Annotated in this window: 15 protein-coding genes; 9 read left to right on the top strand and 6 right to left on the bottom strand. The window is 68.0% G+C overall.

Translation table 11 applies throughout. The features are described 5' to 3' along the window. Positions 1–3 precede the first annotated feature (3 nt). From ACIA5D_RS23375 to ACIA5D_RS23365, 3 genes are read right to left on the bottom strand one after another with little or no spacing between them, the layout of a single operon-like run. Positions 4–4929, bottom strand: coding sequence for a DNA repair ATPase (locus tag ACIA5D_RS23375; RefSeq protein ID WP_396032275.1), 4926 nt, complete (start codon positions 4927–4929; stop codon positions 4–6). Next, the gene (locus ACIA5D_RS23370; protein ID WP_396032274.1) at positions 4926–6848 is read right to left on the bottom strand and encodes an SPFH domain-containing protein; all 1923 of its coding nucleotides are present in this window, start codon (positions 6846–6848) and stop codon (positions 4926–4928) included. Before ACIA5D_RS23370 ends, ACIA5D_RS23375 begins: the two co-directional genes overlap by 4 nt. Continuing rightward, a complete protein-coding gene (locus ACIA5D_RS23365) occupies positions 6848–7387 on the bottom strand; it encodes a hypothetical protein (RefSeq protein WP_396032273.1) in 540 nt (179 codons plus the stop codon). Before ACIA5D_RS23365 ends, ACIA5D_RS23370 begins: the two co-directional genes overlap by 1 nt. Positions 7388–7578: 191 nt before the next feature. Here ACIA5D_RS23365 and ACIA5D_RS23360 point away from each other — a divergent pair, with 191 nt between their 5' ends. Next, positions 7579–8799, top strand: coding sequence for an acyltransferase family protein (locus ACIA5D_RS23360; RefSeq protein WP_396032272.1), 1221 nt, complete (start codon positions 7579–7581; stop codon positions 8797–8799). A gap of 40 nt (positions 8800–8839) precedes the next feature. Beyond that, positions 8840–9760, top strand: a complete 921-nt coding sequence (locus ACIA5D_RS23355) for an SGNH hydrolase domain-containing protein (protein WP_396032271.1) — start codon at positions 8840–8842, stop codon at positions 9758–9760. A gap of 23 nt (positions 9761–9783) precedes the next feature. Here ACIA5D_RS23355 and ACIA5D_RS23350 read toward each other — a convergent pair whose 3' ends face one another. Then, positions 9784–9957, bottom strand: coding sequence for a phage holin family protein (locus tag ACIA5D_RS23350; RefSeq protein WP_396032270.1), 174 nt, complete (start codon positions 9955–9957; stop codon positions 9784–9786). Next, the gene (locus ACIA5D_RS23345; RefSeq protein ID WP_396032269.1) at positions 9958–10527 is read right to left on the bottom strand and encodes a DNA mismatch repair protein MutL; all 570 of its coding nucleotides are present in this window, start codon (positions 10525–10527) and stop codon (positions 9958–9960) included. Positions 10528–10563: 36 nt separating this feature from the next. Between ACIA5D_RS23345 and ACIA5D_RS23340 the strand changes: the two genes are divergently transcribed. The 7 genes from ACIA5D_RS23340 (at position 10564) to ACIA5D_RS23310 (ending at position 18801) form a co-directional block, all read left to right on the top strand. Then, a complete protein-coding gene (locus ACIA5D_RS23340; protein WP_396032268.1) occupies positions 10564–11250 on the top strand; it encodes a response regulator transcription factor in 687 nt (228 codons plus the stop codon). Then, a complete protein-coding gene (locus tag ACIA5D_RS23335; protein ID WP_396032267.1) occupies positions 11247–12515 on the top strand; it encodes a HAMP domain-containing protein in 1269 nt (422 codons plus the stop codon). Before ACIA5D_RS23340 ends, ACIA5D_RS23335 begins: the two co-directional genes overlap by 4 nt. A gap of 89 nt (positions 12516–12604) precedes the next feature. Continuing rightward, a complete protein-coding gene (locus tag ACIA5D_RS23330; RefSeq protein WP_396032266.1) occupies positions 12605–13348 on the top strand; it encodes a lytic polysaccharide monooxygenase in 744 nt (247 codons plus the stop codon). Further along, complete coding sequence (locus ACIA5D_RS23325; RefSeq protein ID WP_396032265.1) at positions 13345–13929, top strand: DUF305 domain-containing protein; 585 nt, start codon at positions 13345–13347, stop codon at positions 13927–13929. The genes ACIA5D_RS23330 and ACIA5D_RS23325 overlap by 4 nt, the downstream gene beginning before the upstream one ends. A gap of 124 nt (positions 13930–14053) precedes the next feature. After that, positions 14054–15655, top strand: coding sequence for an McrB family protein (locus ACIA5D_RS23320; RefSeq protein WP_396032264.1), 1602 nt, complete (start codon positions 14054–14056; stop codon positions 15653–15655). A 59-nt stretch (positions 15656–15714) separates the two neighbouring features. Beyond that, the gene (locus ACIA5D_RS23315) at positions 15715–17877 is read left to right on the top strand and encodes a DUF2357 domain-containing protein (RefSeq protein WP_396032263.1); all 2163 of its coding nucleotides are present in this window, start codon (positions 15715–15717) and stop codon (positions 17875–17877) included. 84 nt (positions 17878–17961) lie between these two features. Beyond that, on the top strand, positions 17962–18801 hold the full coding sequence (locus ACIA5D_RS23310) for a phosphoribosylaminoimidazolesuccinocarboxamide synthase (protein WP_396032262.1): 840 nt from the start codon (positions 17962–17964) through the stop codon (positions 18799–18801). Here the strand turns inward: ACIA5D_RS23310 and ACIA5D_RS23305 are convergent. Next, entirely contained in the window at positions 18788–19087 is a 300-nt protein-coding gene (locus tag ACIA5D_RS23305; protein WP_396032261.1) for a DUF3040 domain-containing protein, read from the bottom strand. The two genes, ACIA5D_RS23310 and ACIA5D_RS23305, sit on opposite strands and share 14 nt — an antisense overlap. Positions 19088–19248 lie beyond the last annotated feature (161 nt).

Below are 19248 nucleotides of genomic sequence, written 5' to 3'. Positions count from 1 at the left end.
AGATCAAGAAGACCGCAGCCGCCCGATCGCCGACGACACGTCACTCACCCGATCGGCGAGCAGCCCGACCGCCCCGATCGCCCGCGAGAGCGGGTCCTCACCGTCGCCACCCAGGGCCTGAGCCCGCAGATAGCCCGCCTTCACCTCGGCCCATCGATTCACCTGCTCGGGCGTCATCCGTCCGCGCAACTCGGCCAGCTTGAGCAGGTTCGCCTCGGCCCCGGTGGTGAGCGTCTGCGCCTCGCCCGCGTAGTGGTCGTCGACGACCACCTCGACCTCGTCGTCGTTCATGGCCGGCACGATCCGCTCGGCCAGCTTGTTCATGTTCCGGTACGACCCCTGGAGCCGGAACGGTGGCTCGGTCCGTGACGAATCGTCCTGCCCCGCCGACGCGATGTACGCCTGGTTGTTGCGCAGCACGATCCGCTGCACATGCCGCATCTTCCGCAGCACCGACAGCACCTGGTCGAGCTCGGCCGCCGAATACGCGTAGGACAGCCGGTCGGGCCGCACGGTTTCGTCCCCCGCGGCCAGCCGTACGAGCAACGGCAGGTCCTCGGGCGAGCGGGTGGCCAGTGGCGCGAGCACCGGGTTCGAGGTGAGCGCGTTCGCCAGGTACGAGATCTCGAACAAGTCCGATTTGCCAGACAAGACGTCGCCGAGGTTCCACACGTCGGCCCGGTTGGCGAGCATGTCCGGGATCCGGAACCGCTGACCGCTCTCCGTGTACGGGTTGCCGGCCATGCACACTGCGAACCGCTTCCCGCGCAGGTCGTAGGTCTTCGTGGCGCCGTCCCAGATGCCTTCCATCTCGCGCTGCGCGTCGCACAGCGAGATGAACTTCTGCAGCAGCTCGGGCGACGTGTGCTGGATGTCGTCGAGGTAGAGCAGGACGTTGTTGCCCATCTCCAGCGCGAACGAGATCTTCTCGACCTCCTGCCGCGCGGTCGCGTTGGGCGCCGCCGCCGGGTCGAGCGAGGTGACCCCATGCCCGAGCGCCGGCCCGTTGACCTTGACGAAGACCAGGCCGAGCCGGTTCGCGACGTACTCCATGAGCGTGGTCTTGCCGTAGCCGGGCGGCGAGATCAACAGCAGCAGCCCGGACTGGTCGGTGCGCTTGGCGTCGCCGGACGCCCCGATCTGCCGCGCGAGGTTGTCGCCGATCAGCGGCAGATACACATTGTCGAGCAGCTGATTCCGCACGAAGGCGGTCATGACCGCCGGTTCGAACTCATCGAGGCGCAGGCGGGTGCGTTCGGCGGCGGCCAGGGCGGTCCGCTTTTTCTGGTACGAGCGGAAGGCCGGCACCCCGGTCTCCCGGAACGATCGGGTCGTCGCCAGGAACCGGTCGAGCCGGATGGTCAGCCGGCCGCCGCTGATCCGCGGATGCACGCCGAGCAGTCCCTCGACGGTCGTTTCCAGCGCGGCTGCCGAGTCGTATCGGGTGATCTGCGTGCCGGTCAGCTCGATCGCGACCGCCTCGATGAGATCGTCCTCGGATCCACGTGAAACATCGGCCGCCCGGAACGCCGACAGCCAGCTGGTGATCAACCCACGCCGCGCCTCGACCTCCGGCAGCCCCGACAGGTCATCCAGATATCCGCGGCCGGTCCGGTGGAAGCGGTCGAGGAAGGTCCGGGCGCCGGCCGAGGTGACAAATCCGGAATTTCCGGTAGCCAGCTCCTCGGCAAGATACTCCCCGACCGTAGCCTGCGACCTGACCGCAGCGGCCTGCGACCTGACCGCAGCAGCCTGCGACCCGGCCGCAGTAGCCGAGGCCCCGGCGGCCGAAGACCCGGCCGCGGCGGCCAGCTCGCGCGCCAACCCGTCGAGCGCATTCTCGGCGCCGAAGACCTCACGCGCCCGGGCCAGCGAGGAAGCCCGCAGCGCCCAGGCGGCCCGCTGCTCGGCGGTCGTCTCGAAGGCCCAGAACACCTGGGCCGCCACCCGCACCGACGGCTCGTAGCGGAGCAGCCCGGCCGCCGCGTGCAGCCGGATCACGGCATCCAGGATCAGGGCCGCGTCGGCGTCGTGCACTCCGCGCTCGTATCCCTCGCCGATGCGGGACTCCGCTTCCCGCCGTACGAGATCGCGAATCGACCCGTCGGCAAGCGAGGCCGCGGCACCCGCCGGGTCCGCCGCGAAGATCGCGGCGGCCAGGTGCTCGGACCGGTAGACCTCGCGGTTCTCGGAGATCAGCGGCTGCTCCCAGAAGGGGCGGGTCTCGGCGACGAACGAGGCGTCGCGGATCGGGGCGCGATAGTCGGTGCCGGTGATCGTGAAGGCCAGCTCGGCGCCGTCGGGCACCAGCGTGAGGTCGATGGCCTGCGTGTTCACCGCGAACGTGTGCCGGCCGAGCCGGATCGTGGTGCCGCCGTCGCCGTAGAGGTCGAGCCGGTCCCGCAGCGAGCGCCCGGCCTCCTGCCGCGCCGCCTTGACCCGCCCGTCCAGTTCCTCGGCGCGCACGGTGTCGCCCAGGGCCCGCAGCTCGCCGGCGACCGACCGCAGCTTGCCGACCATCGGGTCGGTTGCGAAGTACGTGTTGACCTCGTCCAGCGTGGACAGTGACGCGACCCGTCGCTGCACGCTCGCCAGGGTTCGTTGCGCCGAGGCCACCAGCCGCTCGGCCCGCCGCGCCCGCTCGTCGAGCAGGCCCTGCCGCCGGCCCGCGAACGCCTCGTACAGCTCGGTCCGCTTGGCCGTCAGCTGGTCGACGCTGTTCCAGCCATTGGGCGAATCGAAGTCGCCGAACCGCGACTCCAGCGCCTCGACCTGCAGCATCAGCTTGGCCGACTGCTCGTCGCAGCGCTCGGGCGTGTCGGCCGCCGCGAGCCCCGCCGTGATCGCCTGCCCGAGCAGGGCGAACTCGGCCGCGAAGGCGGCCCGCCCCTCGGTGGCGGCCAGGTCGCGGCGGCGCGCGTCGAGTGTGGCCCGGGCCCGGTTGACCCCGCCCAGCACCTCGCCGATCCGCTCGAGGATCGCGACCCGCACGGTGGCGTCGGCGATCTCCAGCCCGCCGACCACGTCGATGACCACCTGGAGGCCGTCGGCCTGCTCGGTGAGCCTGGCCACGACCGGCTCGCCCGCGGCCACGCTGGCGATCTTGCTCGCCTCGGTGACCAGGTCCTCCACCGCCCGCTGGTAGCCGGCGAACGCGTCCTCGCGGCGGAGGAACTCGACCGCGCGGCCGGCCGTGGCATCGACCTCCGCCGCGAGTTGATCTTCCAGGGTGGTGAGCCGGGCCAGGTCCGCGTACCGCATCTCGCGCAGCGTGACCGCGTGTCCCTGCTGCGCGCGCAGCGAGGCGAGCAGCGCGATCCAGCCGTCGGTGGCGACGGGCGAGTCGTTGCGAGCGCGCCGGATCAGCGCTTCGGCTTCTCCTCGCAACTCGTCGACCGCGGCCGTGGCCTGCGCGGTCAGCTGCTGCACCGTCTCGAACTCGTCGAGCACCTGCTCGGCCGTCGCCCGCACCTCGCCGACCGGTCCGGCCAGGTTCTCCAGCTCGGCCTCGCCGAGCCAGAAGTAGTGGTCGAAGAGCCGCCCGCAGGCCGCGATGATCGCCTCGAAGACCGGCCCCGACGGCGACATCTCGTCGACCATCCGGGCCACCGAGAGCGCGTCGGCGATGCCCCGCACCAGGTCGGCGTTGCCGATCCGCTGCAGCGGACCCTCGCCGTCCGGCTGCGCCGCCGCGAACGTGTCCGACACGTACGGCGTCTGCCACAGCTGCATCGCGTGCACCCGGCTCGGCTCGTCGCCGTCGTGCCGGAACGCGATCAGGGTGCCGTCGTCGAAGAGCGACCACCCGTGGCAGATGATCGGGGTGGCGACCTCCTTGCGGATCACGTTGTAGGGCAGCAGCAGGTAGCGCCCCGTCTCGCGGGCGTGGAAGACGTAGAGCACGTCCTCGCCGTTGACCGAGCGCACCACCCGCTCGAACTCGAGGTCGGCGGTCTCCGCGTCGAACGTCCGGCTCACGCCCGTGGCCAGGTAGTAGCCGCCGGGGAAGATGATCCCCTGGTCCTCGGGCAGCCGCTGGCACGCCTGCCCGATCCCGTCGAGCCGCCGCACGTCCCGGGTGCGGGTGTTGAAGACCAGGTAGCGGCGCCGGGTCTCCTTGTAGGGCAGGATTCGAAGCAAGATCAACGGCCCGAGCTTCGCGTACGCGATCTCGGCGTCGGCCAGGCTCTGCAAGGGCTCGTCCACCGGCTCGGTGTAGATGCCCTCGCCGTTCTCGGTGTTGTTCTCCACCTTGATCGTGAGATCGCCGCCGACCGTCTCGACGAAGACCACGTCCTCGATCGAGACGTGCGGGTGCCGGCCCTGCACGTGCTGGTCCCGCGTGGTCGGCGTCCACTCGAAGTCGTGCGCCGGCGGGAAGACGTGGTCCCGCTCGCCGCGGCTGTCCACGTACGACACGGCGCCGTCGGTGGCGACCCGCCAGCGCAGCACCTTGACGTCGTCGCCGCGCGCCCCGGTCTGGAACACCGCGAGCAGCAGTCCTTCCAGCCGGCGCAGCTGGAGCAGCTTGGTGTCGCGGTAGTACCGGTACAGCTCGGCGAAGTCGCGCTGGAAGCCCGGGTCGTCGAGCAGCCCCGGCTTCTGCGACCCGGCGAACTTCCCGCCGGCGAAGTCGTGCACCGCGAAGACGTCCGCGATCGAGGTCTCGGCCTTGAGCCCGATGAAGACGTTGTAGCCGAACAGCATCGCGCCGCCCACGTGCGCGATGTCCCGCGGCACGCAGTTGTTCTCGGTGCGGATCCGTTCGGTGCCGGTCAGCGTCATCGGCCAGCCGCCGAACGTCCGCACCCGCCGGTCGTTCAGCGCCTCGGCCCGCGCGGCCAGCTCCTTGGCCTGCGCGCCCAGCCGGGCGCGCAGTACCTCGTAGGTGCCGGCGTCGAGAGTCGACGTCGCTGTGCCCGACGTCACTGGGCCTTTTCTTCCTTCAGCTGCTTGGCCAGGAGCGCGGCGACGCTGACGTTGGCCACGTCCGCGGTGTCGATCCCGGCCAGCGCCTTGCCCAGGTCGCCGACGAGGTTGCCGTTGCCCTCGATGTAGCGGGCGCCGATCGCCTGCGCCACGTTCGAGTGCTCGACGAAGCCGTCCACGCTCTTGCCCAGCGTGATCGAGCCGATCAGCTTGTCGAAGAAGACCGACTCGCCGCCGACGATGTCGATGTCCGCCTTCTCGAGGCCGGCCGCGATGACCTTGGCCTGCGCCTCGGCGATCTCCTTGTGCACGCTGATGCCGGCCAGCCGGATCTCCTTCTCCATCTCCAGCCGCAGGCGGTACTCCTCATGCTGGCGGGTGGCGTCGTCGAGCGCCGCCATCGCGCCCGCCTTGTCTTGCAGGCCGGCCGCCTCGGCCACCAGCTTCGCCTTGATCGAGTCGGCCGCGATCATCGCCTTCTCGCGGGCGACCACGTTCTCGGCCATGCCGTGCTTCTCGACCACCTCGGCGTTGCGCTCGCGCACCTGCACGTCGGCGAGGCCGGCCGCGGCCGCCTCCGCCTGCAGGCCCTCGGCCAGCCGGATCTTGGCGCGCGCGTCGAGCTCGGCGGTCTGCTGCCGCGCTTCGGCCAGCACCAGCTCCTCGCGGGCCTTGAACTTGGCCGCGGCCTCGGCCGCCTCGGCCGCCTTGATGTCCTTGACCAGCGATTCCTGCGCCTCAGCCTCGGCGTTGATGATGACGGCCTGCCGGGTGCGCTCGGCCTCCTCGACGACCCGCAGGCGCTTGATGTTCTCTTCCTGCTCGGCGACCGTCTTCTCGACCGCGATCCGCTCCCGGATCACCTCGGCGATCGAGCGCTTCTCGCCCTCGACCTCCTTGTCCTTGGCGATCGTGGACAGCTCGGTCTCGCGCTGGCGGGCGATGACCTCGAGCATCCGGTCCTTCTCGATCCGCTCGGTCTCGATCGCGATGACCCGCTCGCGGTTCTTCTCGGCCACCGCGATCTCGCGGGCCTTGTTCTCGCTCTGCACGCCCAGCTGCTGTTCGGTCTTGAGCTTCGCGCCCTCGGAGCGCAGCAGCTCCTCGGCGTGCGCGAGCGCGATCTCGGCCTCCTCACGGGCCCGCATCGTCTCGATCTCGCGGCGCTGCTTGATCTCGGCGTCCGACTGCCGGCGCTGCAGCTCGAGGATGGTCTCCTTGGCCTCCACGTTCTGCCGGGTGATCTCCTTCTCCTCGTTGCGCCGGAAGTCGTTGGTGCGCACCGCCTCGATCGCGGTCAGCTCGGTGATCTTCCGGATGCCCTGGGCGTCGAGGATGTTCTTGGAGTCGAGCGACAGCAGCGGGGTCTGCTCGAGGAAGTCGATCGCCGCGTCCTCGAGGCTGTATCCATTGAGGTCGGTGCCGATGACCTCGATGATCTGGTCGCGGAACTCGTGCCGCTTGGTGTAGAGGTCGACGAAGTCGAGCTGCTTGCCGACCGTCTTGAGCGCCTCCGAGAACTTCGCGCTGAACAGCTCCTGCAGCGTGGCCTCGTTGCTGGCGCGGGCGGTGCCGATCGCCTGGGCCACCTTGATGACGTCCTCGGTGGTCTTGTTGACCCGCACGAAGAACGTGATCCGGATGTCGGCCCGGATGTTGTCGCGGCAGATCAGACCCTCGCGGCCGGTCCGCACGATCTCGATGGTCTTCACCGAGATGTCCATGATCTCGGACTTGTGCAGGACCGGGAGCACCACGGCGCCGGTGAAGGTGACATCCACCCGTCGCACCTTGGAGATGATCAGCGCCTTGCCCTGTTCGACCTTGCGGAACATGCGGCTCAGGAAGAAGAGCACGCCGAGAGCGATGAGGACGACGACGGCAATCACGATGCCAAGACCGGTGGAGATTACTTCCATCAATGTTCCTTCGTGGCGATGTCGGCGGGAACGACCCAGAAGAATTCGCCTTCCGGGTCGAAGTCGTAAAGCACGGCGACCGTGCCGGCGTGCAAGTCGTCGGCGCCGGTCTGTCGAACCTGCACGATGGCGGACGAGCCGTCTTCGGCGCGGACTTCGGCCTGACCGAAGGTGGGGGTCACGCGCCCGGTGCGGATGACACAGGTACGGCCGACGAAGTCGGCGCGGGACTCGGGGCGGGCCGGCCACCACCGTCCGATGAGGACGACGATCAGCCAGGTTGTCAACCAGGCCACCGCCAGCGCGGCGACCAGCGCGATCCACGCCGGGAGGAACACGGCCCCGGCCAGGCTGCCGAACCAGGCGAAGACCACCAGCAGCGAAATGGGAACCGAGACCGGCACGCCACCGAGCCCGGCGAAGCCCAGCAGGTCGCCGCTGCCATCGGCGTCGGGATCGGCGCCGCCCGCGATGACCACCGCCCAGAACGCGATCACGATGATGAGAAGCGGCGTGAACAAGACGGCGGGAAAGCTCAACGCAGCCTCGATGAACCCGTTGATGACGCCCCCGTTTCGTCGCTGGCGACAGTTATGGTGACAGGCATCGTCAATGCGCGGTAGCACGTGTCCGACCCGTCGCGCAGGACTTTCGCCGAACTCTCGCCGGACGCGTCGTATTCGATTGATTGCCCGGTTTCGGCGATTTTGCGCCGCTAGTGTCGCTCTCGATGACAGAGACGACGACAGAGGTACGTTCCCCGGCCGCCGCTGGCGCGGCCGGGCCGTCCCTCGCGTTCCGTCCCGACATCGAGGGACTGCGTGCCGTCGCGGTCGCCGCGGTGGTGCTGTTCCACGCCGGCGTTCCCGGAATCGGGGGCGGCTACATCGGGGTCGACGTCTTCTTCGTCATCTCCGGGTTCCTCATTACCTCCTTGATGCTGCGCGAGGTCGCCACGACCGGGGGCCTCTCGCTATTACGCTTCTACGGCCGCCGCGCCCGGCGCATCCTGCCCGCGTCGGGCGTCGTGCTGGTCACCGTGATCCTGGCCGGATACCACTGGCTCGGTTTCCTCCGCGGCGACGAGATCGCCTCGGACGGCCGGTGGGCCGCGCTGTTCGCTTCCAACTTCAACTTCGCCGCTCAGGGCGTCGACTACCTGGAGTCGCAGGCCGCGCCCTCGCCTCTCCAGCACTTCTGGTCGCTCGCGGTCGAGGAGCAGTTCTATTTCGTCTGGCCCGCGCTGCTGGTCCTGCTGATCTGGCTGGGCCTGCGGCACCTCACCCCGGCGGTGCTGGGCGTCGCGGTCACCGCGTCGCTGGTCTGCTCGGTGTGGCAGTCGGGCATCACCTGGTCGTACTTCTCCCCGGCGACGCGCGCCTGGGAGCTGGGGGCCGGCTGCCTGCTCGCGCTTGCGGCCGGCCGCCTGAGCCGGATTCCGGCCGGCCTGTCCTCCGCGATGGCGGGGGTGGGGCTGGCCGGGATCATCGTCGCGGCGCTGACCTTCGACGACGGCACCCCGTTTCCCGGGTACGCCGCGGCGTTGCCGGTGGCCGCCACTTTGCTGGCCCTGGCCGGCCGTTCAGACGCGGTGCTCGGCGTCGCGCCGCTGCGCTGGCTGGGCCGGATCTCGTACTCGCTGTACCTGTGGCACTGGCCGGTCCTGATGATCGCCGCGCAGGCCTTCGGCCCGCTCAACGGGCTCACCCGCACCGGCCTGGTGCTGCTCGGCGTGGTGCTGGCGATCGCCACGTACGCGCTGGTGGAGAACCCGATCCGGCACAGCCGCCGCCTCCGGCGGTCGCACCTGCTCACCGCTCTTCTCGCCCTGCTGCTCATCCTGGCGCCGGTCGCGGTGGCCCTGTGGAAGACGGCAACGTCGCCCGGAGCGGGCGACCAACCCCAGTTTCAGCCCCGGTTAGGAGCGTCGGTCGCGCATGTGCAGCCCTGATTCCCGTACGCGTCTTCTGCCGGTTCTTTTGACTTTGGTCTTGCTGTCGGCCTGTGGCGACGGCAAGCCCGCGCCGCGCCCGTCGGATCAGCCCGCTCCGCGGATCGCGTTGTCGAGCGTGCTCGCCGCGGTCCGCAAGGCGCCGGCCATCCGCACGGCGCCGGCCGACCTGACGCCGTCGATCGCGAGCGCCGGAACCGATCTGGGCTTCGACAACGAGAGGTGCGAGGTCGCGCCGGCCGCCGATCGGATCATGGAGCCGTGCGTCTTCGGCGATCCGGCGAGCGCGCTGCGCGTGGTGCTCTACGGCGACTCGCACGCCGGGATGTGGCTGCCGGCGATGAAGGAGATCGCGCAGCGGCGGCACTGGCGGCTCGAGTTCTACGGCAAGCCGGCCTGCCCGACACCCGAGCTGAGTTTCTGGAACCAGCAGGAGCAACGGCCGTTCGCCGAGTGCGGCCGGTTCCACTCGTACGTCCTGGGTGAGGTGCGCCGGACGCGGCCCGACCTGGTGGTGGTCACCAACGAGAGCTTCTCGCAGAAGGTGGACCGTGGCGAGCTGATCACTCCCGGACAATGGGCGGCGGGGCTGCGCAAGACGCTGACCTCGCTGTCGCTGGCCGCGGCGCGGGTGGTCGTGCTGGGCGACACCCCGGTGCTCGACCAGAGCACGCCGGACTGCCTGGCCGCGCACGGGTCGAACCTGGCCACCTGCTTCACGACCCGGACGAAGGCCACCGCGCGGGTGTGGAACGCGGCCGACGAGTCCGCGGCGCACGGCGCCGGCGCCGGGTACGTCTCGGTGCTGCCCTGGCTGTGCTCGTCGATCTGCACGCCGGTGATCGGGAACGTAATGGTCTACCGCAATCGGTTCCACATCACCGGGACCTACTCGCGGATGCTCAACGGCGTGCTCGAGGATGCGCTGGACCGGACCGATCCAGCCGCCCGGGTGCCTTAGCGATCTTGATAACTCGCGATGGCTTATTGGGGCCTCGCGCGGATCGCGTCCTTCACCGCCTCGACGTCGCGCCGGCCGCTGGCCATCGCCTCCTCCGGCAGCGGCTTGCGGATCTGACCTTTTCCGGTCAGCGCGGCCACGCCGGCGACCACCAGCAACAGCGCCGCGGTGATCAGCACGGCGGCCCAGGCCGGCATCTATTGGCCGATCTCGCTGACCTCGGCGAACGGTTTGTCGTCCCACCAGGTCGCGTGAATGATGAAGCTGTGGTTCGTCTCGTTGAAGTAGACGGCCAGATTGTCGGCGGAGTCCTGGAACTTCTGCACCGCGTACCCGTCGGCGGGCGTCGCCGTGACCAGCGAGACCACGCTGTCGGAGGTCATCTTGATGACCGCCTGGCCACCCTCGACCTGGAACGACCGCACGTACGTGCGCAGCCCGTCGTCGGCGGTGGTGACCGTCCAGCCGTCCTCGGTCGTGGTCTTCGGCGGCGTCGTCGAATTGGTGGCCGGTTTCGTCGTGGGGGGTTTTGACGTCGGCGTCGTCCGTGGCTTCTTGCTGGTCGGGGACTCCTTTGGTACCGGCGTGGTCACGCTCGGCAGCGGCGCGGGGAAGCTGGTCGCCGCCGCGGCCGGGAGCTGCGCGAGGGCGCCATCCTGCGGCTCGCTGGCGCGCAGCACCGGCAGGATGGCGACGCTGGCCAGCACGATGCTGGTCGCGGTAGCCGCAGCCCAGCCCGCGATCGGAGTCCACCGGGAAGATCCCACGCGGCCATGTTCTCAGATACACCTATGCTGCACCGCATGGCGCTGATCCTGCTGGTCGAGGACGACCGCATCATCACGGCCGCGCTGTCCCGGGCGCTGACCGATGCCGGGCATGTCGTGCGGCCGGTGGGCCGCGCCGGCGACGCGCTGAAGATCGTCAGCGAGGAACGGCCCGACCTGGTCATCCTCGACCTCGGGCTGCCCGACATCGACGGCACCGACGCGCTGCGGATGATCCGCTCGGTCTCCGACGTGCCGGTCATCGTGGCCACCGCCCGCCGCTCCGAGGCCGACATCATCACGCTGCTCAGAGCCGGCGCCGACGACTACGTGACCAAGCCGTTCTCGGGCGGGCACATCCTCGCCCGCATCGCCGCCGTGCTGCGCCGGGCCCGCACCGCGCCCGAGCCGATCCAGCAGCAGATCGTCGTGGGCGACCTGATCATCCACCCGAGGCAGCGCCGGGCCGAGTTGCACGGGCAGCCGCTGCAGCTGACCCGGCGCGAGTTCGACGTGCTGGCGTACCTCGCCGAGCGGGTCGGCCAGGTGATCAGCCGGCGTGAGCTGATGAACGAGGTCTGGAACCAGGCCCGGATCGGCGAGGAGCAGACCATCGACGTACACATCTCGTGGCTGCGCCGCAAGCTCGGGGAGACGGCGGCGCAGCCGCGCTTCCTGCACACCGTGCGCGGTGTGGGCGTGATGATGGTCGATCCTCGATGAGATGGGCATTGAACCGGCTCGCCCTCGCCATCACGTCGATGGTGGCGCTCGCCTTCCTCGTCCCGCTGGCCGTGGCCACCCGGCAGATCGCCCATGACCGGGCGGTCAGCGACGCGCGCCAGCAGGCCACCTCGCTGGTCACCGTGCTCGGCGTCGACGCCGACCCGACGTTGCTGACCAACGCGGTGGCCAGCACCACCGCGGGCAGCGCCGGCCGGCTCGCCGTACACCTGCCGGAGGTCGCCCCGATCGGCGTCTCGCACACCGACGCCGCCCAGATCTCCCTAGCCGCGCAGGACCGCCGGTCGGTGCTGGCGCCGGCGCCGGACGGCGTCGCCTACCTGCAGCCGACGGTCCTCACCGACGGGCGCACGGTCGTGGTCGAGGTCTACGTTCCCGACGCCGAGATGCGCCGCGGCGTGTGGGCGGCCTGGCTGGTGCTCGGCGGGCTCGCAATCGTGCTCGTCGCCGGGTCGACGCTGCTGGCCGACCGGCTGGGCAGCCAGATGGTGCGGGCGACCCGGCAGCTGGCCAACTCGACCCGGCGGCTCGGCGGCGGCGACCTCAAAACACGCGTTGAACCGGTCGGCCCGCGCGAGCTGCGCGACGCCGCGAACGCCTTCAACACCATGGCGGACGACCTGCGGAGCCTGCTCGACAAGGAGCGCGAGCTGGCCGCGGACCTTTCACACCGATTGCGTACGCCACTGACGGCGCTCCGCCTGGACGCCGAGGCGATGCCACCCGGCCCGATAGCCGAGCGGATGCGGCAGGCCTGCGACCTGCTCGACGAGGAGCTCGAGGCGATCATCACCGGCGCCCGGCTCGGCGTCGAGGCGCGCGGCCAGGAGCGCACCGACCTGGTCGAGGTGCTCGCCGACCGCCTGGCGTTCTGGTCGGTGCTCGCCGAAGATCAGGAGCGGCCGTGGGAGGTCGTCGGCGGCGACGTGCCGGTGATGCTGCCGCTGCCGCGCAGCGAGCTGATCCTGGTGGTCGACGCCATGCTCGGCAACGTCTTCTCGCACACCCCCGAGCGCACGGCTTTCCGGGTCAGCATCTCGCCGTCCGGGCTGCTGGTCGATGACGCCGGCCCCGGCATCCGCGACCCCGCGCATGCCGTGCAGCGCGGTGTCAGCGGCGCCGGCTCGACCGGCCTGGGCCTCGACATCGTGCGCCGAGCCGCCTCTTCATCGTCGGGCGAGCTCGTTATTACGCGCAGCCCGTTGGGCGGCGCCCGCGTCGGCATCCTGTTCCCGGTTTCATGATCCTTTCCGGGTCCGTTAAGGCTCCTTTATGGCAGCGCTCCCTACCGTCTCCGGCGTAACTGGCCCCCGGAGTGTTGTGGAGTGCTGACATGCGCAGGAAGATCGCCTATCCGCTGGTAGCCCTGGGCGTACTCGGATCGAGCCTGGCGGTCGCCTCACCGGCTTCGGCCCACGGATACGTCTCGACGCCGCCCAGCCGCCAGGCCCTCTGCGCCTCCGGCGCCGTGACCGACTGCGGACCCATCCAGTTCGAGCCGCAGACCGTGGAGGGTTTGAAGGGCTCGCGATCGTGCGACGGCGGGGTGGCGCAGTGGTCGGTGCTCTCGGACGAGTCCCGGAACTGGCCCGCGAAGTCCGTCGGCTCGTCGGTGACCTTCACTTGGGTGTTGACGGCCCGGCACCGCACCGCGGATTGGGTCTACTACATCGACGGCACGAAGGTCGCCACCTTCGACGGCGGCAACGCCCAGCCCGATGCCGTCGTCTCCCACACGGTCGACCTGAGCAAGTTCCCCGGCCGGCAGAAGGTCTTGGCCGTTTGGAACATCGGCGACACGGCGAACGCCTTCTACAACTGCGTAGACCTGAACGTCGGCGGCGGCGAATCGTCATCGACGCCTACCACCGCGCCGACGACTGCACCTATCGTTGCCGCTACTTCCTCTCCCGCCGCGACCAGCGGCTCGTCCTCATCTTGGGCCGCCGGAGTCTCGTACAAAACGGGCGAGGTCGTGACTTATCGCGGTAAGCGCTACCAGTGCCGCCAGTCGCACACGTCGATCAACAGCTGGGAGCCGACCATCTACACCCTCGCCCTCTGGCTCCCGCTGTGAAGCGCCTGATTCTGGCCGCCCTGCCGCTCCTCTTCGTAGGCGCCTGCGGCACGGCCGCGCCTTCTCCGGCCTCGGTCGTCTCCGCTCAAGCGGTAGCGGAAATCCAGGCCGGCAGCGACTTCAACGACACCGACGTGATGTTCCTACAGATGCTGGTCTACCACCAGAAGCAAGGCCTCGAGATGACCGCGATGGCCGCCGCACGGGCAAAGAATCCGTCGCTGAAGACGCTCGCCCAGGCCGTTCAGGCCACCGAGAAGGACGAGCTGTCGATGATGCAGGCGTGGCTGACCCAGTGGAAGAAGCCCGTCGACGTCGACACCAACAAGAGCCTGCACGCCGACCACGGCGGCCTGCCCGCAACAGGCCCCGCCGAGATCAAGGCGCTGAAGACGGTTTCGGCCGCGGGCTTCGACACCGCGTTCCTCAACCTGTTCCTGGCCCACCAGCACAACGCCATCGAGATGGCTCACCTGGAGACCACAAACGGCGCGAACAAGGAGGCGAAGGCCTTCGCCGAGCGGGTGCGCGAGTCCCGCCAGAGCGAGGTCCAGCAGATGCTGAAGCTGATGAACAGCTGACGTGCGGATTGCCCACGCGGGCCCCGGGAATTTGGCGGCCGCCGACAACCCCACGCCTGCCTTGTGTCGGCGCGCTGGTCATCTGTAGCGGCGTCCTGTCGATGCTTTGGGGCATGATGTCAAGATGAATGGGCAGCAGCCGTCGGTGTGGTGGGTGAACCAGGGCTCGACGTACGGCAAGGCTCGTAATTCCGGTGTCATCTGGGCGCCGAAGCTCAACAAGGCCGGACGCACTGAGCGCCACTGGGAAACGATGCGCGACGTTAGCGGCGGCGACATCATCCTGCACTACAGCAACGGAAGCTTGCGGGCTATCGGGACGGCCGAAGGCCCAGCGTCGGATGCGGCGAATCCGTTCGAATCCGACGAGTGGGAACAGGACGGCCGGCTCGTCCAAGTTCACTACGAAGATCTTGGTAGCCCGGTTCCCTTGGCATCGATCCCGGCGGCCGTGCGTATCCCCGCTTCAGGCCCCTTCACCAGCGTAGGCTCGGTGCAGCAAGGCTACCTGTATAAGGTCGGCGAGGCCCTGCTGAACGTGCTGGTCAGGGACTTCCCCGAGTTTGGTGCTGCGATGCCGTGGTATGAGCCAACCGAGACAACGTCAACGGCGTCTGACATCGACCTCGCGACGGTCCAGCAGAACTTTGCCGCTGCGGTGGAGGAATCGGGGCTCGCTTTCGCGTCGGGCGGCAACTTCGTACGCGCCTTCCTTAGTGGCATCTTGGCCAAGCCATTCGCCATCCTCACCGGGTTGTCCGGTTCTGGTAAGACTCAGCTCGCCATGCGACTCGGTGATTGGCTCGGCCGTGATGCTGGCGGGCGCCCTCGGTATCTAGTCGTGCCGGTCCGACCGGACTGGACCGGGCCGGAGGCGCTGCTGGGCTACGAGGATGCCCTCCGCAGCGCCGAGGCGAAGACGCCGGTGTGGTTCGTACCCGAAGCGCTGCAGCTCATCCTCCGCGCGGTCGACGATCCCACAGCGCCGTACCTGCTCATTCTCGACGAAATGAACCTAGCCCACGTTGAGCGCTACTTCGCCGATTTCCTCTCCGGCACGGAGTCACGCCAGCCGATTCTGCCCGATTTGGTGCGACGAGACGAGGACTTGTCCTGGGAGGTGCGCAGCGTTCCTGGTGAGCGGCTCCCGTTGCCGCGGAATCTGTTCGTCGTCGGCACGGTCAATGTGGATGAGACGACGTACATGTTCTCTCCCAAGGTTCTGGACCGGGCATTTACTTTTGAATTCCGCGTCGAGGCAGACGCTCTGGACCCCGATCGTGGCCGTCCCGTCCCGGCGGCAGCCGCTTCTGAGGAAATCGTTCGGCAAGTCTGCGCCCTGGCCGAAGACGATGGCTGGCACCACACGCATCCGTATGAGTACCGGGAGCAGTTGGTTGAGGCCCTACGGGGCGTGCACCGACTCCTCGCCGACGTCAGTTTTGAGTTCGGTCACCGCACGATGTACGAAAGTCTGCGCTTCGCCGCTATTTATGCCGCCTCATCGTCATCCACTCCGTCAATCGACGAGGTGTTCGACCTCATCCTGATGCAAAAGATTCTGCCGCGATTGCATGGCTCCCGGCGTCGGCTGGAACCGCTCCTCGTGGAGCTCCAAACACGGGCAAACGGTGACGAATCCGTCCGATGGCCGCTGACACACTCCAAGGTCGGCCGCATGTTGGAGGTTCTGCGGGCAAACCAGTTCGTGAGTTTTGCTGAGTAGCCATGACGTCAGTCTCCCTACCTCTCCGTGACTTGGCTGGCCAGGAGCGCGGAGCTCTGGTGGTGTCGGAGCTTCCCAGCGGTCCACCACCGGCAGTGAACGGCTCTGTCGCGCTGATAGAGGGTCAGCGGTACTGGTACGAGCTGCATGGCGTCGATCAAGTCTCGCGGATCGAGCCGGCGGAGCTTTTCGATCCCGATGACGTGTCTCTTGGCCATGGGCGAATCGCACCCGGGCAATCTGTGGGCACGATAGTCATCGTCGTCTACTCGAATTCGGCCATTTTGTCGGCCGTTGTCGATGTCGTGCCCGCCAAGCTGACACAGCGCGATGAATACCGCCAAATGCTTTCCGATATCACGAAGCATGCGGCTGAGGCGGTGCTCCAAGGGTTCGCGCCGGCCGCCCTTGAGGCCGCAATAGCGAACCACAGCACTGACCTGCTATACCAGCGATTCGTCATCCTCGACTCGCACTTGCGCTCCGACGAATTTGAAGCAGTGCTAGGGCAGATACTTGGCGATCCTCATCTCGAATGGCGCGCGGTCGGGGAGCGTCAAAGCCCGGGAAGCGCGTACCCAGTGGGACCGGCGTTCGGAAGGGCGCTTGGCGCGCCGGGCCCACGTCGACCTTGGCTGCAGGGACGCGGCCGTCCGGCCCTGTCCACGATGCCAACGATGCTGGAGCGATCTAGGCACGAGACGACGGTCGATACCGCACCCAACCGGTTCGTCAAATATGCACTGGAGACGTGGCGAGCGCTGGCACGGCAACTGCGTGACGGTTTGGTCCGTGACGATCTAAGACTTGTGCCGGGACCGATGCGCCGAGGAAAGCAGGCCGCCGACGAAGCAATCGAAATTCTCGACGACATCCTGAATCGCCCGCTGTTTCGCCAGGTCGGAAGGCTCGACCGCTTCCCATCGAGCAGCCAGGTGCTGCTCAGACGGGCAGGTTATCGGCAGTTGTTTCACATGTTTGTACTCATCGACGCTGGACTGGAACTGCCGTGGGATTCGGACGCAGATGACGTCTACAATCCCACTCTCCGCAATGTCGCGACGCTTTATGAGCTGTGGAGCTACCTCACCTTAGTCGATGTTGTAGGTGAGGTGTGCGGACAACGACAGACCGCGCAGGCCTTCACACCCAGCGCTAACGGGCTGTCGCTGCGCCTCATGACGGGCGTGGAGTCCGCACTCGTTTGGTCAACGACTAGGCGCGGTCGTCCGCTCGAGGTGCGTCTCATGTTCAATCGTCAGTTCACCGCCGGAAATGGGTCATGGACGGCACCTATGCGACCCGACTGCTCGATTCTTATCCGTCCGCTCCCGTTGGCTTCGGCGCGCGCTGAAGAACTCGACGTTTGGGTGCACTTCGATGCCAAGTACCGTGTAAGCGGAGCCGCACCTATTGATTTCTCGGTGGAGGACGAGGACGGCGTGATTTCACGGGGAGCGGCGAAACGCGACGACCTACTCAAGATGCACGCGTATCGCGATGCCATTCATCGCACCGCGGGCGCGTACGTCCTGTACCCCGGTGACGTGACCGTCGATCGGCGTCAGTTTTCCGAGGCACTTCCCGGCCTTGGTGCCTTCCCGCTTCGCCCCGGCGCCGAGGGGGCCTACGGCGTCGAGGAGATCTCGATCTTTCTGACCGGCGTCCTAGATCACGTAGCCGACCAAGCGACCCAACATGAGCGGGAGAGGTTCTGGCGGGCGCGCATCTATGCGGCTCCGGCACAGGAGCATCCGCGCCTGCCTCCGGCGCCTTTCCTTGATCGACCGCCGGCGGATACCGACGTCCTGGTGGGATACGTGCGAGGTTCAAGGCACCGGGCGTGGATCGACCAGACTCGCAGCTACAACGTCCGCGCGGACAACCGAACCGGAGCGTTGCATCTCGGGAGTCGTGAACTTAGTGCCCGCCTCGTACTGCTATACGAGGAGGTTCGTAGCGTCCCGCGCATTTTCGAACTTGCTCGCGCTGGCGAATGGCGTGCCGTGGATCGTCAGGAACTTATCGGCACCGGATACCCCGAGCCCCGCGGCCTCCTGTATCTCGTTACAAGTCTCGACGTTGTGGCGGACCCGCCGGCTTGGCTGACAGACGTTGCCATCGATGCTCTTAAGCCCGCAAGCGCCGCGCGTGGCGCGCCGTTCGCGGTGACCTGGCTCGACCTAATGGCGAGCGTACGGGCTCCTCAAGAATCCGGGTGATCGCTCTGGGGACGTTCGGACCTCGTTACCCATGGTCGGATAGCGTGTGGCGGTATACCGAACAGGTACTGCAAAGGGGAGCAAGTGGAGCTGCTGCACTCAGGCAAGGTCCGTGACGTCTACGCCGACAACAACGACCTACTCCTGGTCGCCTCCGACCGGATCTCGATCTACGACGTCATCCTCCCCACGCCCATCCCCGACAAGGGCAAGATCCTCACCCAGCTCTCCCTCTGGTGGTTCGACCAGCTGAGCGACGTAGTCCCCAACCACGTAATCTCCGCCACCGACGTCCCGCAGGAGTGGGCCGGCCGCGCCATCCGTTGCGAGCGCCTAGACATGGTCATGGTCGAGTGCATAGCCCGCGGCTACCTGGCCGGCTCCGGCCTCAAGGAGTACGAGCGCGACGGCGCCATCTCCGGCGTCCCGCTGGAAGCTGGCCTCATCGAAGGTTCCCAGTTAGCCGAGCCAGTCTTCACGCCCACAACCAAAGTCCCACCCGGGGAGGGCCATGACGAGTTCATGACCTACGCCGACGTCGAGGTCAAGGTCGGCAAAGAGAGAGCCGCCGAGCTCAAGAACATCACCCTCGAGGTCTACCGGCGCGGCCAGCAGATCGCCGAGACCAAGGGCATCATCATCGCCGACACGAAGATCGAGCTGGGCACGGCCAAGGACGGCACGCTCAAGCTGGGCGACGAGCTGCTCACCCCCGACTCGTCGCGGTTCTGGGCGGCCGACGAGTGGAAGCCGGGCGGCACCCAGCGTTACCTCGACAAGCAGTTCCTGCGCGACTGGTCGTCGAGCCTCACCGAGTGGGACCGGACCGACCCGGGGCCGGCCATCCCCGACGAGGTGGTCGAGGCCACCCGCAACCGCTATATAGAGGTATACGAGCGGCTGACGGGATCTAGCTGGAGCTAGTCCGCGGGCGGCGCGTCGACGACCACAGCGTCTGCAACGTGGCGCCACCGCGCTTGTTCATGAGGTGCGCGCCGTACGCCGTCGCCACCACCGCCATGATCACGCCGGTCCATCCGCCGAACACGATGCACAGCGGCGCCATCGTCCACAGCAGAATCGCCATCGTCGTGTACAGCCGCTGCTTCGGCCGGCACATCCGGTCGACGCGCTGGGTGAATCGTGGATCATCCGCGCGCAGCTGGGTAACCATGCCGTCGAAGACGGCTTTCTCGTTGGGTTCGAGCACGGGGGACCACCTCCGCGCTTTGGCTACCCGGCGATTCCCGCCCGAAAACTGTTGCCTGCGCCATGTGCCATAAAGATCAAGATCAATACCAATGATTCGTACGGGTGACCGCGCACCCAACCGCAGCAGCGGAGCCGCCAACTGCTCGGGCCAGCGGGCCG

This window comes from Actinoplanes sp. NPDC051513 (genome assembly GCF_044454685.1).
GTDB lineage: Bacteria > Actinomycetota > Actinomycetes > Mycobacteriales > Micromonosporaceae > Actinoplanes.
The sequence above is the reverse complement of the archived record's forward strand: the minus strand, read 5'-3'. Positions and strand labels throughout refer to the sequence as shown.

Coding starts and splice junctions, on each gene's coding strand:
- ACIA5D_RS23370 (WP_396032274.1), bottom strand. CDS start 6,848: ATGGAAGTAATCTCCACCGGTCTTGGCATCGTGATTGCCGTCGTCGTC.
- ACIA5D_RS23360 (WP_396032272.1), top strand. CDS start 7,579: ATGACAGAGACGACGACAGAGGTACGTTCCCCGGCCGCCGCTGGCGCG.
- ACIA5D_RS23350 (WP_396032270.1), bottom strand. CDS start 9,957: ATGCCGGCCTGGGCCGCCGTGCTGATCACCGCGGCGCTGTTGCTGGTG.
- ACIA5D_RS23340 (WP_396032268.1), top strand. CDS start 10,564: ATGGCGCTGATCCTGCTGGTCGAGGACGACCGCATCATCACGGCCGCG.
- ACIA5D_RS23335 (WP_396032267.1), top strand. CDS start 11,247: ATGAGATGGGCATTGAACCGGCTCGCCCTCGCCATCACGTCGATGGTG.
- ACIA5D_RS23330 (WP_396032266.1), top strand. CDS start 12,605: ATGCGCAGGAAGATCGCCTATCCGCTGGTAGCCCTGGGCGTACTCGGA.
- ACIA5D_RS23320 (WP_396032264.1), top strand. CDS start 14,054: ATGAATGGGCAGCAGCCGTCGGTGTGGTGGGTGAACCAGGGCTCGACG.